The following is a 15,128-nucleotide window of genomic DNA, read 5'->3' on the forward strand; positions in this document are numbered from 1 at the left end:
GAGCCGAGAAAGCCTGCGCCCGGTCTTGGCGCTTTCACAATTTCGTCTTACCTTTGCCGCGCGAAAAACGATTAGTATTAATCCGAGTGCTTGAACACCTCGTAAAAAACAAGAATCATGAAGAATCAATCCGTTTCGGTGTCCTTTATGCTGTTAGGGATACTGTTCTGCGTCTGCCTCATCGCAGCCAATCTCCTGGAGGCAAAAGTCGTGCAGGTAGGGTCCATCTCCATCACCGCCGGCTTCATCGTCTTTCCCATCTCTTACATTCTCAATGATTGCATTGCCGAAGTCTGGGGCTTCCGCAAGGCGCGACTCATCATCTGGTCCGGCTTTGCAATGAACTTCTTCGTCATCCTGCTGGCGAAGGCCGCCGTGGCACTGCCCGCAGCCCCCTTCTGGCAGGGCGAGGAACATTTCGACTTCGTCTTCGGACTGGCGCCGCGCATTGCCTTTGCCAGCCTCATGGCGTTCCTTGCCGGCTCGTTCATCAATGCCTACGTGATGAGCCGCATGAAGATAGCCTCGCAGGGGCGCCACTTCTCCCTGCGTGCCGTCGTGTCGACCCTGTTCGGCGAAAGCGCCGACTCCCTCATCTTCTTCCCCATTGCCTTCGGCGGGTTGATGCCCGTGTCGGAGCTGCTGAAGATGATGGTCGTCCAGGCGTTGGCAAAGACGCTCTACGAAATCATCGTCCTGCCGGTGACCATCCGCGTGGTGAACTACGTGAAGAAGCTCGACGGCAGCGATGTCTACGACACCGACGTCTCCTACAACATTCTCAAGGTAAAACAGCTGTAAGAGCCTGTGCGGACCTCGGTCAAGGTACGTCCCCAGTCTGACAGGACCCGGGGACAGACCTCGTAATCCCCCGGCATGTACGGACCAAAGTATAATACTTAGGCACCCTAAGTATAATACTTAGGCAGGCTAAGTATAATACTTTGCTTCGTCTGTACCGGGCTTCAACAACATGGAAACCTATCATCACTTACTTAGTTATGGACAATGAGAAAGCTTTGGTGGTATTCAGCGGAGGGCAGGATTCCACCACTTGCCTGTTTTGGGCAAAGAAACAGTTCCGTGAGGTGCATGCCCTGAGCTTCATCTACGGGCAGAAGCACGTGAAGGAAGTCGAGCTGGCACGGGCGATTGCCGCCAAGGCGGGCGTGCACTTCGACGTGATGGACGTGTCGTTCATCGGGAAGCTGGGACACAATTCGCTCACCGACACCACGATGACGATGGATGCCGAAAAACCGGCGGACGGTGTGCCCAACACCTTCGTGCCGGGGCGCAACCTCTTTTTCCTGAGCATTGCCGCCGTCTATGCCCGTGAACGGGGCATCCGTCACCTCGTGACAGGTGTGTCGCAGACGGACTTCAGCGGTTATCCCGACTGCCGCGACAACTTCATCCGCTCGCTTAACGTGACGCTCAACCTGGCTATGGAGGAGCAGTTTGTCATACACACACCGTTGATGTGGATTGACAAGGCTGCCACCTGGGCGTTGGCGGACGAGCTGGGAGTACTGGACCTCGTGCGGAACGAGACCCTGACCTGCTACAACGGCATCCCCGGTGACGGGTGCGGACACTGTCCCGCCTGCAAGTTGCGCCGGGAAGGGCTGGAGAAATACCTGCAGACCCGGAACACTCACGTATAGAATCAAGAACGCCCGGCGTGCGGTCGGCTGACTGACGGCATGCCCGGGCATAACCCGGAAAAAGTATCAATGAAGAACGAAGAATTGAGAGCGCAGCTGTCTGCGCTCGGACGCAAGACGGAGTACCGTCAGGACTATGCACCCGAGGTGCTGGAGACCTTTGTCAACAAGCACCCCGACAACGACTATTGGGTACGTTTCAACTGTCCCGAGTTCACCAGCCTGTGCCCCATCACCGGCCAGCCGGACTTTGCGGAGATACGCATCAGTTACCTCCCCGACGTGAAGATGGTGGAGAGCAAGAGCCTGAAGCTGTATCTCTTCAGCTTCCGCAACCACGGCGACTTCCACGAGGACTGCGTGAACATCATCATGAAGGACCTCATCCGCCTGATGGACCCCAAGTACATCGAGGTCACGGGCATCTTCACGCCGCGCGGCGGCATCTCCATCTATCCGTATGCGAACTACGGACGCCCCGGAACCAAGTACGAGGAGCTTGCCAACTACCGGCTGATGAATCACGACCTCAAGTGAACGGCGGGCAAAAGAAGAACCAGCAGTGGGTGGGTCTGTCAAGGGCTCACCCATTGCTGGTTCTATGAGGGTCGGATGTCGGGACATCCGTCGGTCTGCTTCCTTTGGAACGGATTGCCTTACCAGCTCTGGAAGCGGATGATGCGCTCCAGTGCCCGCTGGCAGACGGGGCAGAACGCCGGAGCCTCGTTGATTTTCATGCGGCACTCCATGGCGGGACGGTACACTCCCTTCGAACTGTAACCTCCGCCTTCATAGACTCCCACCTGCGTGTAGACCTTCTCCGGGTCCGTCACCGGAGGGGTGGGGACGGGGGTGCCTGCGGGCAGCAGGTCGCTCCACTTGGACTGGAAGTCCTTCAGGGTTGTGAGGTTCGGTTCCCACGGCTCGGTGTCCGACGGATACATCTCCGTGTACTGGTCGTCGTAGTAATACTCGTCCGCCAGTCCGCCGAAGCTGTGCCCGAACTCATGGACCACGACGGGTCGGAAGTCAGCATGGTGTGCCGTGGTGAGGGTGTAGAAGTTGTAGATGCCCCCTCCGCCGTAGGTCTCGGTGTTGGCAAGTACGATGATGTGTTCGTAGGGCAGACCGGCGAGCACGTTGTGGAGGTCGCGCACATGTCCTGTCGTCAGGTAACGGTCGGAGTAGAACGTGTTGAAGTGGGAGCTGAGTGCCGTGCGTTTCCAGGTTCCGGTCCCGGGGACACTGACGCCGCTGTCCGCTGACGGGACGCCGACGGCAATGAAGTTGAAACGGTCCTTCAGCCTGTCAAACGGGGCATGGGCGAGGATGGCGTCGCAGGCGGTACGGGCATCCCGGTAGAAGGTCTCCATCTCTTGGGCGGTATAGCCTTCCGCCACGATGGCAACGTCGATGCACCGCTCGCTTTCCCCTCCCTGATGGAGGACGCGGACGGGCGCTTCACTCCGGGCCAACCGTCGGATGAGGATGTCGTCCGGGTCAATCGTGTGCGTCAGCGTTGCCGTGGGACGGTGATGGTAGTCGCGCAGCTCGATGGTCACTTCGGCCTCCGCCTTCGGGTAGGGGAGCAGGAAGGTGTTCTCGAACGCCTTGTCCGTGCGGGTTGCCTCCTCCTGTCCCTGCCACTCCTGGAACAGGGTGGAGAACGACGTGCGGTAGATGACGGTTCCCGTCGCCTTGTCGCGCATTGTGATGTCGCCATTGCCCGCCAGAGGCAGCTCGTTCAGGTGGTGGCGGCGTCCGCTCCAGCCGGGGAACTGCAGCAGTTCGCTCACATGGATGTGTTGTTCGCGGGCGTTCCCCGCAAAGGTGTAGTCGACGCGCAGGGTGCGGTTGTCGAAAAACCGGTCGAAGTCCTGCGCCCGGGCGCTTCCGCTGAACACAGCCAGCCATAGCGCCAGAAGGAGAAAAGTGAAATGCTTCATATCAAGGTTCATTTGTAAGTGCAACAGTAGCAGTTGGCATCCCCGCGTCACATCGGGGGAGTCCGTCGCAAAGATACGAATACTGTTTAAAATGCGGATAAATATTAAATTTTATCATCAATGGGAACATGTACTTTAAGGATTCGTTTTTTTGTCTTAGTTTTGCACTACAAAATAATAGGAGAAACATAAATGGGACATCATCAAATTGATTCTTTGGACGAGCAGATATTGCGCCTCATAGCCGGCAACGCTCGCATTCCGTTCCTGGAAGTCGCCCGTGCCTGCAATGTCTCGGGCGCAGCCATTCACCAACGCATTCAGAAACTGACGAACCTGGGTATCCTGAAAGGCTCAGAGTACATCATCGACCCCGAGAAGATCGGCTACGAGACGTGCGCCTACATTGGCCTTTTCCTGAAAGATCCCGGGGACTTTGATGAGGTGGTTGCGGCCTTGCAGCGCATCCCCGAGGTGGTCGAGTGCCACTTCACGACCGGGCAGTATGACCTCTTCATCAAAATCTATGCCCGCAACAACCATCATCTGATGAGCATCATCCACGACAAGCTCCAGCCCCTGGGACTGTCGCGTTCGGAAACCATCATCTCTTTCAGCGAAGTCATCAAGCGCCAGATGCCCATCGAGCACCTGAGCGACGATGAGGAATAAGACGGACCACGGGATGCCGCGTTGCAAGGACGCGCAGCAAGAAGTAATAACCAATCGCATAAACGGCACGAAGACACAGAGAGTCTGTTCCCTCTGTGTCTTCGTGCCGTTTTGTTGGGGGAGGTCAGTCGGTCGCCTTGCCCTGCTCCAGCAGGAAGAGGTAGTTCTCCAGGTTGGTGTAGCCGTTGGAGGCGAGCTGCATGGCATCGGAAGCGTCCTCCTTGTCCAGCCCGTAGCAGTCTTCAAAGGCGTCGGGCATGCCGTCGCCGTCAGTGTCCCGGGGCAGGGTGCCTCCCCGGAGTTCGCCGACACCTCCCGTCGGCAGTTCACGCTCCGAGCTGAGAATCGTCCCTTTCCTGCCCAGCGACTGCAGCTCTTCCACCAGGTAGGTGTCCACCTGGTCGCGCTGCGGGAGCGAGGCTCCTCCGTGTGCCACAATCCAGGCGTATGCCTCGTCGGCGGTCTGCAACCCCTCGATGGTGGGGTGGACGACTGACGGACGGTCGAGGAACGTCGGGCGGTAGACCGTCTCCACCCCGTCCTTCTTCACCCGCTCGACACATTCCCCGCGCGTCAGGCCGCGTCCGTCGAGTCTGCCGTTCAGGTTGTCGTCCAGCAGGTTGCCCTCCATGTACACGCGGAAGTTCTCGTTGTAGCGCGAGAAGGGGACCGTGAAGCCCAGCGTCTTCCCGTCGTAGTTGAGCGTCGGTCCCGCAATGAAGTAGTTGTTCCGGATGTCGGCGTCGCACGTCTGCTGCGTCCGTCCGCCCATGATGTAGGCGCCCCCGTTGCCCCAGTTGTAGACCACGTTGTTGACGAACTGGTTGACGCCCTTCACTTTCGGATTGCGGGTCTTGTTGTCGATGTAGAGGTTGCGGTAGAGCGTGATGCCCCGGTCGGCGTCGGTCTGCATGAGTCCGCCACAGGAGTGGGGCTGCAGTCCCTGCCCGATGAACGAGTTCTGGATGGTGATGTTGCGCGGTGCTCCCTCCTTCCTGGCGGACGAGCCGTTGATGGAGAAGCACTCGTCGCGTCCCCAGGTGACGGAGAGGTGGTCGAATATCATGTTCTCCCCGTAGGCGATGCCTGCTGCGTCCTTGCCGCGCGGTCCGTTCTCGCCCATGCGGATACGCAGGTAGCGGCAGATGAGGTTGTCCGCTCCGGAGAAGGACACGTTGTTGCCGTAAATCACGATGCCGTCACCCGGGGCGGTGTGTCCTGCCACGGTCAGGTCGGAAGCGAAGCGGAGCGGGGAGAGCAGGCGGATGACGCCCGAGACGTCGAACACCACGATGCGTCCCGGCCGACTGACGGCGTCGCGCAGGGAGCCTGTGCCCGAGTCGGCAAGTGTCGTCACGTGATAGACTTCGCCCTGTCGTCCGCCGGTGGCATGTCTGCCGAAGCCCTCGGCACCGGGGAAGGCGAGCACCTCGCCGTAGTCGGGGAAGCGGTCGGTCAGTTCCCGGGCTTCCCCCTCAGTGGCGCACGCGGCGAGGCATGCGCCGATGAAACAATTCAGGATGGTCTGTAGATGCATGGTTGGATGGTTTTGTGGGGAGCCGGAGCTCCCCTTTAGTTTTTGAATGAACTGGAAGGTCGCGGGCAGGTCACTTCACGTCGGCATCCACCGGAATCCAGCGCGGGTCACCGTACTCCTGCTGGTAAACGACCGACGAGCCGTCGATGAGGGTGAAGTCGCCGGCGGCAGCATCGAGGAACAGCGCTTCGTCCGTCGTGTCGAGCGACACCAGGGTGAGGCCCGGCGACGAGAGCTGTTCGAAGTCCGTCGTGCAATAGTTGTTGCGGACGGTGGTGTTGCAGACGCCCGCATCGAGAATCTTGCCCGCGCTGTAGCCGAAGAGGCATCCGCTGACGGAGAGGTTCAGGGGGACGGCGAGCTCCGAGAAGTCGCCCACGGCGGTATAGGAAGTCTTCTTCGTCGCCCAGTTGTAGAAGGTACAGTTGCTGATGCTGACGTTGCCTCCTTCCGTCACGGTAGCGTCGGCGGTCAGGCTTCCGAAGACACCCGGCGAGATGTAGAACTCATGGAAGGTGGAGTTAGTCACCCGGACGTCGTTCCACACGTTGCCTCCCTTCTTTGGGGCATGGATGAAGCCGAACTGCTTCGTCACGAGCTTGGTGTCGTTGATACCCGTCACGCGGCAGTTGTCGATGCGGATGTGGTTGATGGTCGTGATCCCGTCGTTTGCCTCGTTCATCATGATGACGCCCGTAGGCAGCATGACGGCGGAGTTGACCAGTTCGAAGCGGTCGATGGTACAGTCGTTGCCTGCCGAGCGCTTGCCCACGCCGAAGAGGTAGGTCTTGCTGCCACGGCTGTTGTCCGGGACGTTCTCCTCCACGTCGACATTCTCCACGGTGAAGTAGTCGATGTGCGGGTCGGTGCCCACCTGGAAGCCTCCCTCACGGACGTAGAGTGTCGGGTGCTCGCCCGGTTCGGCAAGCAGGGCGATGCTCTTGGTCAGGGCGATGGTGCCGGTCTTGCCGTCGGCAGCCCCTTCCTCGTTCAGGTAGTAGTCCACTCCGTTTTGCAGGCAGAAGACCAGTTCGCTCAGCGAAGCGTCCTCCATGCCTGCCTTGATGCGCGCATAGAGGTCGGCACCGTCGGTCACACTGACGGCACCTGCGGGCATGCCTCCGGTGCGGAACCGGCGGACGTTGTAGTCTTCAGCCCCTTCGGGAGCTTGGCTGTTGGTCAGTGCCACGTAGTAGACCGTGCGGGGCGACAGTCCGCTGAGGCGGTAGCTGCCGGCAGCGACATCGGTGGCTGACAGGGACACCGCGCTGCCTTCCGTTCCGGCTTCCATCTCCTCCTCCGTCCAGACACAGAGACCGTCGACAGGGTTTGTCTCGTCTACGCCGGTCCATTGCAGCAGGACAGAGCCGTCGGTGATGTTCCTCTCGTCGACCGGATAGAGCAGCTTCGGCACGATGCGCGAGAGGGTGCTGACGGTCGACTCGTAGACCGTCCAGTTGGAGACGAGCTGCATCGCCTCGTTGTTGGCACGCACACGGACGTAGTAGGCGGTCTCATACTTCAGGTTGTCGAAGGTGCACTTCCCGCCCTCGACAGTCTGGCTGAGTGTGGCGGATGCGGCAAAGGTGGAGTCTTCCGAGAGCTCAGCCGTGTAGGAGGTCGGCTCACCCGAGGTGCGCCATGCCAGCGAGATGCTGTTCCCGTCCGCCACGCAGGACGAGGCGATGAATGAAGGACGGAACAGGCGGGGCATTGCCTCCTTGTCGTCGCTGCACGACAGGAAGCACAGGGAGGACACGAGGAGTGTCAGGTATAGTGTCAGGTGTAGTGTTGTTTTCATACGATGCATGTGTTTAATATCCGTAGTAGTTCTTCAGCAGTCCCTGGTGGCTCGACAGCGCGTCGGGCGGGATGGGGCAGAGGTAGCGCACGGGGTCGGTCTGCGGGTTCACCGAAGAGGCATTCGACTCGTTGATGTAGCCGTAGAACGAATAGAGGATGGCGGCAGCCGGTTCCCACTGTGCCGGGTTGGAGTTCTTCACCTGCGCACAGTACTGGTTGCACATGTTGAACTTGGTGTAGCCCGCGGGTGCCGATGACGGATAGGACTCCAGCGCCTGGTCGTAGGAGCTGATGCCGTTCTCGCTGTACCAGCCGATGGTCTGTGCCACGTAGTGGTTGACCGGATTGACGGCATCCTCCATCTTGTAGTAGGCGACGGCAGGATAGTCGTCAAAACGTTCGTCGTACGTCGGGTCGGCAAACGGCTTGGTCGTGTTGGCAAGCTCCTTGGTACGTGACACCTTGCCGAGCTGTATCCAGTCGTGATAGAGGTTGTAGAGCGTTTCCCCGTAGAGGTTCCAGCGTGCAAGGTCATAGCGGCGTATCTTCTCGCCTCCCAGCTCCCATGCCCGTTCCTGCACGATGGCATCAAAGAACGCTTCCTTGGTGGTGAGGGCGCTCACGTAGGCATCCACCTTCTCCGCCCAGTCTTCCGAGCTGAACGCCCGGCGGCGTACGGTGCGTAAGGCTTCGCGTGCCTCTTCGGTCGGTCCGTTATGGTTCTCGTTGACGGCTTCGGCGTACATCAGGAGCACGTCGGCATAGCGCATGTAGGGCCAGTTGATGCCCGTACCCTTGTTGGACGTGCTGCCCAGAGGATTCTCCATGAAGAGTCGGTTGAACTTGCCGCAGAACACCGTCAGTCCGGCAATGGGTTTCTGGGTGAGGCTCATGGTGCCGTAGTTCTCGTAGCGGAAGAGTTCGCAGGTGATGTCGCGGCGCAGGTCTTTCCGGTCGAAGGAGAGCATGTAGGTCAGGGCGAGCTTGTCACCACCCGAGGAGTAGCCGTAGGGAGCGTTGGAGGCGTTCTGTCCCTCGTCGTTCTTCTGTGAGACGATGTACGTGCCGAGCGAATAGCCGATTTCTCCCGAGCCGCCTACCTTGGCAGGCACGTCGAAGATGTTGTCGTCGTTCACCGGGACAATCCAGTTGCACTCGTCGACCCACACCTGACGGAACGTGCGGCTGAGGCTGTGCTTCCCCTCCTTGACCACCTTTCCCGCATACTCTTCGGCGATGCGGTAGTACTCCTGCCAGTCGTCGCTGCGCTTCATCGTGCCGATGGCGGAAGGGTCGTCGTAGTCCGGTCGCAGGCTCCATCCGCCACGGCACAGCGCCATGCGGGCAATGAGTGCCTGGCAGAACTCGCGCGATGCCGCCTCACAGCCGCGGTCGGACGACTCGGCATAGAGCATGGTCGGCTCTGCCTCGATGAGGTCGTTGATCATGTCGGTCAGGATGGTGTCCCGGTCGGTCGTCCCGATGAAAAGCTCATCCTTGTTGCCGGCAGGCTTGCGGCGGTAGGGGACGTCGCCCCAGTTGCGCACCAGCTCGAAGTAGTACATGGCGCGGAGCACCTTCGCCTCGCCGTAGTAGTGCATCAGCTTGGAGGGCTGTGTCTTGTCGGCTGACGCGAACAGGGCACTCTGCTCGATGCCTTCGATGACATCATTGGCGCGGTTGATGCCGTCGTACATGCCAGCCCAGATGTCGTCGTACGAGCTGATGTCTCCCGTGCTGGGGACGAAGGCACACTCCTTGAGATTCGAGGAGGTCGTGCAGGTGGTGAACTCCACGTCGGTGTTGAACAGCATCTTCTTGGCGAGTACGCCCACCCAGCCCTTTCCGCTGACCATCGGGACGTAGATGCCGTTGACGGCAGTTCCGATTTCCGATTCACTTTCAAAGATGTAGTTGCGGTCGAAGGTCGAGGGCGACTCCACGTCGAGGAAGTCATTGCACGACGCCAGGGCGACCGTCAGTAGTAGAAGTATCAGTTTTTTCATAATTCGTTCGAAGCAGTGTGTTAGAAATTAAGGTTGATGCCCACGGTATAGGTGCGGCTGCGTGGGGTCTGGTTGTTGTCGATGCCCGGGGTCAGTCCTTTCTGGATGTTCACTTCGGGGTCGTAGCCGCTGTATCCGGTCAGTGTGAAGAGGTTGCTGCCGGAGAAGTAGAGTCGCAGGCTCTTGACGCCGACGCCGCTCAGCCAACGTTCCGGCAGGGTGTAGCCGACGGTCAGTGTGCTCAGGCGGAGGAAGGAGCCGTCCTCGATGTAGTCGCTCATGGTGATGCCCTGTGTCACCGACATCCACGAGTAGGTCTTGGCGTTCCGGTTCAGCTCGGCGAGGGCGACAGGGTCTGAGGAGACGTTCACTCCGTTGTCGTCGACATAGCGCCAGCGGTTTGCCAGATTCATGTCGGTGGAGAGGTTGGAGTAGTTGCGCCGTATGGCGGAGTTCAGGTACGCCTTGTTGACGTTGAAGATGTCGAAGTCATACATGAAGTTGAAGAAGGCGGCGAAGTCCAGGTTGCCCCAGTTTCCCGTCAGTCCGAAGCCTCCGGTGAACATCGGGTTGGTGTCGCCTATCTGTGTCATGTCGTCTTCCGTGATGAGGTCGGAGCCGTTGTCCGAGAGGTCCTTCAGTTTCATGGCACCCGGCTTCATGCTGAAGTTGCCCGAGCTGAACGAGGAGTTGTCCGCCACGCCCGGCTTCAAGGTCCACTTCCGGGTGGTCTCGTCGAAGTTGAAGTCGTCGACGGTGTAGAAGCCGTCGTTGACAAAGCTGTAAATCAGTCCCATGCTCTTGCCCACCTCCATCTTGTAGTTGTAGGAGCCGTACCAGTTGGACAGGGACGCCTTGGTCTTCCATTCCGTCTCCCCGTTCGAGAGCTTCTCCACCTTATTCTTATTGAAGGCGATGTTGAAGTTGGCAGAGAGGTTGAAGTTCTTCGACTTGACGAGTTGTCCCTCCAGGGTGATTTCCACACCCCGGTTGGAGGTCTCGCCGACGTTGGTCATCTGACGTCCGTAGCCCGAGGAGTTGGGGATGATGGTCGGGACGAGCAGGTCCTTGGTCGTATTCCAGTACACGTCGAACGTACCGGAGAGCCTTCCCTTGAAGAAGCCGAAGTCCACGCCGAGGTTGCGGGTGATGGTGGTCTCCCACTTCAGGTCCGGGTCATAGAGGTAGGTCTGGTCGGCAAACTGGTAGTAGTTGTACTCCTCGTTGTTGAACTCCGGTGCCGTGCTGCCGCTCTTGACGGCATAGACACTGTGCCACAGGTCGTCGTTGATGCGGTTGTTTCCCGCCAGACCGTAGCTGGCACGCAGCTTCAGTTCGGAGATGAAGCGCACGTTCTTCATCCACGGCTCGTTGGACAGACGCCAGGCGATGGACCCTGCCGGGAAGACGCCCCACTGGTTTCCCGGTGCGAACTTGGTCGACCCGTCGGCACGCATGGTGAACGTGGCATAGTAGCGATTGCGGAAGTTGTAGAGTGCACGTCCGAAGTAGGAGGCAGTGCGGGTCGGGGCTTCCTTGGAACTGGTGCTCTGGTTGGGTGTACCCAGGGCGAAGTTCTCCAGTGCCGCTTCCGCCGTGATGGTGGCGGGGAAGTAGCGGGCGCTCATGAAGGTCTGTTCGCTCTGCGAGTGGTTGATTTCCTGACCCACCATCAGGTTGACGTTGTGCCGCTTGTTGAAGGAGTTGCGGTAGGTCAGCGTGTTGGCGAGGCGGTAAGTCTCCTTGTATCCCTTCGTCCGTTCAGCCGACGGCAGGTTGTTCATTCCCGAGCCGGATGCCTTGCTCGACAAGGCACCGTAGAACTTGTTGTCATTGGAATACTTGGTGCTGATGCCGTACTCCGAGCGGAACTGCAGCCCCTTCACGATGTCCCACACGAGGGCGGCTTTCAGGTCGACGAGCTGTTCGGTACGTTTGCGGTAGTTCTGCTCATTCTCTTCCAGCGGCGTGTAGCGCTTGTTCAGGGTGTTGCCTTCTTCGTCGAGGTTCTCCTCGTCGCTCTCCGCATCCTCTATCACGTCGCTGCTCAGTCCGTTGGTCGGACGGTAGCGCAGGGCTGTCAGGACGCTTGTGCCGGCTGTGCCCGCTCCGTCGATGGTCCGTGTGCGGTAGGTCGCGTTGGTTTCCAGACGGAGGTTTTTCACCAGTTCCTGATTCAGCTTCAGGTTGATGTTATGGCGCGACATGCCCGAGCCGATGAGCTGTCCCTCGTCGTCGTTGAACGTATAGCTCAGGTTGAACTTGGTCTTCTCCGTGCCTCCGTTGATGGTCACGTTGTAGTATTGCGAGATGGGGTTGCCTCCGAGAATTTCGTCCTGCCAGTCGGTGGAGTCGGTGTACTTGTACAGTTCGATGTCGTCGTAGTAGCCGAAGTTCTTGATGAATGACTCGTCCGAGCCCTTGCGTATCATCTCGTACTCATAGTCCGCCATGACGAACTCGTAGTTGTCCATCACGGGCAACTTCTTTGCCAGCGTACGCGTCTGCACGTAGCTGTTGAACTGGATGGAGGTTTTCCCGATCTTCGGGTTCTTGGTCGTGATGATGACCACACCGTTGGCACCCCGTGCACCGTAGATGGCGGTCATGGAGGCTTCCTTCAGGACGTCGATGGACTCGATGTCCGTCAGGGGAATGCCGCTCAGGTCGTCCACCGGAAAGCCGTCGACGAGGTAGAGCGGGGAGTTGTCCTGTGTGATGGAGCCTCCGCCACGTACCCGGACGCTGATTTCCGCGTCCAGCGCACCGTCGGCTGTGGTCACTTGCACACCGGCCATCTTACCGGCAATGGCGTCGGCGATGGAGCTGGAAGCTACCTTCGAGAGCGTTTCGGCTGAGACCGACGCGATGGAACCCGTGACGTCGCTGCGGCGGATGTTGCCGTAACCCAGGACAACCACTTCGTCGAGCAGCTCGGCATCTTCTTTCAACTCGACCCGTGCCAGTGCCCGGGTATCACTGGCCCGGATATCCTGCGACTGGAAACCGATGTAGGAGAATGAGAGGGCTGCCCCGTCGGGGACGTTCCTCAGGGTGTAGCGTCCCTCCATGTCGGTGATGGCACCCAGCTGCGTCCCTTTCACTTGTACGGTGGCTCCGATGATGGGTTCGCCCGACGCGTCAATGACCGTTCCCTGGATGGTCTTTCCCTTCCGGTCGGTCGTGTTCTCCTTCTTCCCCACCGTGATGGTCTTGTTGTTGCGGATGAACGACAGTCCCGTCTGTCGGGAGAGTTCCCTGAGGATGTCTTCCAGCGAAGCGTCCCTGAACTTCAGGGTCACCTCGTAGGTGGAGTTGACCAGCTCTTCGTCGTAGAAGAACTTGTAGCCGGACTGCCGGGTTATCTGATTGAATACATTTGTGATGCGCTCATTGCGCACGTTCAGTGTGACAGCGGTCTTCTCCTGCGCCATCAGCGAAGGGGCAGGGACGGTACATAGCAGTGACAGTCCCAACAGACAGGTACAGGTCTTCCGCTTGAATGGATGTGTGTGTTTCATTGGTTAATGTGTATTTGGCAATAGGGTATGATAAATGCGAGGTTGTTCTTCCGGGGGGGCGCTCCTGTCGGAGCCGTGTTTTCAGGTAGGTGCTTTGCGGTTCATGAGGTTGTGGGTTTTTGATGGATGTTTCAGTCTTTGTAGAGGAGGATGTCGTTCCCTTCCTTCCGGTAGTGTATGCCACTGGTGAACTCGATGGACTGGAGCACGGATTCGAGGTTGGGGTTGTCATGCTCTCCGGAGATAAGGTTGTCGAAGGTCTGACCGGGTGCCAGACGGATGCGGCAACCGTAGAGACGTTCCAAGGTCTTCACCACATCGCTCATGGGTGTCCGGTCAAAGTAGAGGAACCCTTTCCGCCAGGTCGCGGCTTCGTGCTCCATCCGCTGCTTGTTGAATACGTCGGACGAGGTGTTGCACACCATCTGCTCGTTCGCCTTCAGGCGCATCATGGCTTCCGGAAGGTCGACCTGCACCTTGCCCTCTTCCACTTCCACCGCGATAATCTCGTCGGTGGAGTAGGACTTGACATTGAAGCGTGTTCCCAGTACCCGGACATCCATGCGGCTGGTCTTTACCACGAAGGGGTGCGCTGCGTCATGTGTCACACTGAAGAAACCTTCCCCCTCCAGTTCCACTTCACGGGTTTCGGCAAGGAACTGTTCCGGATAGCGTACCCGTGAACAGGCATTCAGGGTGAGCCGTGTCCCGTCGGGCAGCATGATGTCGCGGTGTTCGTTGACAGCCGTGGCTACCTCCAGGTAGTCGACCGTTGCCTTCCGCCAGTAGTCCCACAGGTAGACACTGCCCAGTACGAAGCAGACCACTGCCGCCACTTGGAGCAGGCGACGCACGAACCGTGTCTTGCTGCGTTCGGGTTGCGGGGCAGGTGCTTGCAGCTGTTGCAGCAGACGGCGTGCCTCCGCACGGTATTGTTCCTTCTTCTGTTCGTCAGGAGTCAGGGCGGGAGAGGAGGACTCTTCCCACAGTCCGGAGTCGTCCGCTTCCGTGATGTCGGATGCGTCCTTGTCCTTGCTAAGGTCAAACAGCCGTTGGGCATCCTCTGTCGTATAGAGGTTGTCCCAGTAACGTTGCAGCCAGTCAGGTGTCTTTCTTGTTTTCATCGTTGCAGGTGAATGAAGGGGAGTGAATCTTCATTACATCAATTAATACACATAAGAGAAGCCTACCTGGGGTATGATTTGCTTTTATTAACAAAAAATGTAGGGGCGACCGGTCTGGTCGCCCGGTCCAATCAATCCTTATTGGTCCGTTATTCTAGGGGCAATTACAATTGTATATTGGGTGTTTGTGGATGGCTGTTGTTGAATCGGGTGTTGTTGGATCATTTATTATTGGACCAACCATTATTGGACCGGGCGACCAGACCGGTCGCCCCTACATTGGGATTGGTGGACGTTCCTGAATTGTGATTTGACAAAATGTCAAACGAAGGGGGCTACAATGTCTTTCCTCGCACCAAAATATGGTTTGGTGGATTCGGAGGCCCTTCTCGGGCGATTTGCAAAATACAGATTGATGCAGACAGGGGTGTTAGAACGACATTATGGGCGGGGTTAGAAACGGATGGGTGTCCTTTTTCTGTTTTCGGTTCCTAATGGTTCCCTATTTATTACCTTCCGATTTGTTGACAGCACCTTTCTTCTGGAGAGTGAAACTCACTTCTTTTTACTTCCGTTTTCCAAAGATTTGACTTCCGGGCACGAAACAATCGTGTTTGGCAGGTGAAACTATATTGTTTGACGCCTCAAACTATATTGTTTGGCTCGCGAAACAATATAGTTCCGGGCACGTTTTGTCTGTTTTCCGAAAATGAAATGTATAGTTTTCTAAAATCAAACCCTTTTTTCGCCGTTTTTGTTTGCATTCATTCACGGTTGACTCCTGATTGGACTGCTTATTGAAAAAGATGCGTTAGCAGGAAACAGGGATTCCGCTGAATCTGTCAAGCAGAA

10 protein-coding genes are annotated in these 15,128 nt (G+C 58.1%); 4 read left to right on the forward strand and 6 right to left on the reverse strand.

The window, feature by feature from the left end:
* Positions 1-117: 117 nt before the first annotated feature.
* The 3 genes from C8275_RS06635 (at position 118) to queF (ending at position 2,204) form a co-directional block, all read left to right on the forward strand.
* The gene (locus C8275_RS06635) at positions 118-801 is read left to right on the forward strand and encodes a queuosine precursor transporter (RefSeq protein ID WP_022385407.1); all 684 of its coding nucleotides are present in this window, start codon (positions 118-120) and stop codon (positions 799-801) included.
* A gap of 200 nt (positions 802-1,001) precedes the next feature.
* Positions 1,002-1,667 carry a 7-cyano-7-deazaguanine synthase QueC gene (gene queC / locus C8275_RS06640; RefSeq protein ID WP_022385406.1) on the forward strand — a complete coding sequence of 222 codons (666 nt, stop codon included), beginning with the start codon at positions 1,002-1,004 and terminating at the stop codon, positions 1,665-1,667.
* Between the two features lie 69 nt (positions 1,668-1,736).
* Positions 1,737-2,204 (forward strand): preQ(1) synthase, encoded by a 468-nt coding sequence (gene queF / locus C8275_RS06645; protein WP_022385405.1) that lies wholly within the window; start codon positions 1,737-1,739, stop codon positions 2,202-2,204.
* A 119-nt stretch (positions 2,205-2,323) separates the two neighbouring features.
* On the opposite strand, the gene C8275_RS06650 is transcribed toward queF, so the two are convergent.
* The gene (locus C8275_RS06650; RefSeq protein ID WP_106484561.1) at positions 2,324-3,613 is read right to left on the reverse strand and encodes a M64 family metallopeptidase; all 1,290 of its coding nucleotides are present in this window, start codon (positions 3,611-3,613) and stop codon (positions 2,324-2,326) included.
* A gap of 192 nt (positions 3,614-3,805) precedes the next feature.
* Here C8275_RS06650 and C8275_RS06655 point away from each other — a divergent pair, with 192 nt between their 5' ends.
* Positions 3,806-4,285 carry an Lrp/AsnC family transcriptional regulator gene (locus tag C8275_RS06655; RefSeq protein WP_022385403.1) on the forward strand — a complete coding sequence of 160 codons (480 nt, stop codon included), beginning with the start codon at positions 3,806-3,808 and terminating at the stop codon, positions 4,283-4,285.
* Between the two features lie 124 nt (positions 4,286-4,409).
* On the opposite strand, the gene C8275_RS06660 is transcribed toward C8275_RS06655, so the two are convergent.
* The 5 genes from C8275_RS06660 to C8275_RS06680 all read right to left on the reverse strand — a co-directional run bounded on the left by C8275_RS06660 (position 4,410) and on the right by C8275_RS06680 (position 14,276).
* Complete coding sequence (locus C8275_RS06660) at positions 4,410-5,822, reverse strand: polysaccharide lyase family 1 protein (RefSeq protein WP_234395718.1); 1,413 nt, start codon at positions 5,820-5,822, stop codon at positions 4,410-4,412.
* A gap of 70 nt (positions 5,823-5,892) precedes the next feature.
* Entirely contained in the window at positions 5,893-7,623 is a 1,731-nt protein-coding gene (locus C8275_RS06665) for a DUF5123 domain-containing protein (protein ID WP_234395719.1), read from the reverse strand.
* A 13-nt stretch (positions 7,624-7,636) separates the two neighbouring features.
* The gene (locus C8275_RS06670) at positions 7,637-9,631 is read right to left on the reverse strand and encodes a RagB/SusD family nutrient uptake outer membrane protein (RefSeq protein WP_234395720.1); all 1,995 of its coding nucleotides are present in this window, start codon (positions 9,629-9,631) and stop codon (positions 7,637-7,639) included.
* A 20-nt stretch (positions 9,632-9,651) separates the two neighbouring features.
* Entirely contained in the window at positions 9,652-13,152 is a 3,501-nt protein-coding gene (locus C8275_RS06675; protein ID WP_199881883.1) for a TonB-dependent receptor, read from the reverse strand.
* A 131-nt stretch (positions 13,153-13,283) separates the two neighbouring features.
* Positions 13,284-14,276 carry a FecR family protein gene (locus C8275_RS06680; RefSeq protein ID WP_106484564.1) on the reverse strand — a complete coding sequence of 331 codons (993 nt, stop codon included), beginning with the start codon at positions 14,274-14,276 and terminating at the stop codon, positions 13,284-13,286.
* Positions 14,277-15,128: the final 852 nt, after the last annotated feature.

This window comes from Bacteroides sp. Marseille-P3684 (genome assembly GCF_900291465.1).
In the GTDB taxonomy this organism is placed as follows: Bacteria; Bacteroidota; Bacteroidia; order Bacteroidales; family Bacteroidaceae; genus Phocaeicola_A.

Bases quoted from the DNA above. Each gene is read 5' to 3' on its own strand.
- C8275_RS06635 (WP_022385407.1), top strand. From the start codon at position 118: ATGAAGAATCAATCCGTTTCGGTGTCCTTTATGCTGTTAGGGATACTG.
- queC (WP_022385406.1), top strand. From the start codon at position 1,002: ATGGACAATGAGAAAGCTTTGGTGGTATTCAGCGGAGGGCAGGATTCC.
- queF (WP_022385405.1), top strand. From the start codon at position 1,737: ATGAAGAACGAAGAATTGAGAGCGCAGCTGTCTGCGCTCGGACGCAAG.
- C8275_RS06650 (WP_106484561.1), bottom strand. From the start codon at position 3,613: ATGAAGCATTTCACTTTTCTCCTTCTGGCGCTATGGCTGGCTGTGTTC.
- C8275_RS06655 (WP_022385403.1), top strand. From the start codon at position 3,806: ATGGGACATCATCAAATTGATTCTTTGGACGAGCAGATATTGCGCCTC.
- C8275_RS06660 (WP_234395718.1), bottom strand. From the start codon at position 5,822: ATGCATCTACAGACCATCCTGAATTGTTTCATCGGCGCATGCCTCGCC.
- C8275_RS06665 (WP_234395719.1), bottom strand. From the start codon at position 7,623: ATGAAAACAACACTACACCTGACACTATACCTGACACTCCTCGTGTCC.
- C8275_RS06670 (WP_234395720.1), bottom strand. From the start codon at position 9,631: ATGAAAAAACTGATACTTCTACTACTGACGGTCGCCCTGGCGTCGTGC.
- C8275_RS06675 (WP_199881883.1), bottom strand. From the start codon at position 13,152: ATGAAACACACACATCCATTCAAGCGGAAGACCTGTACCTGTCTGTTG.
- C8275_RS06680 (WP_106484564.1), bottom strand. From the start codon at position 14,276: ATGAAAACAAGAAAGACACCTGACTGGCTGCAACGTTACTGGGACAAC.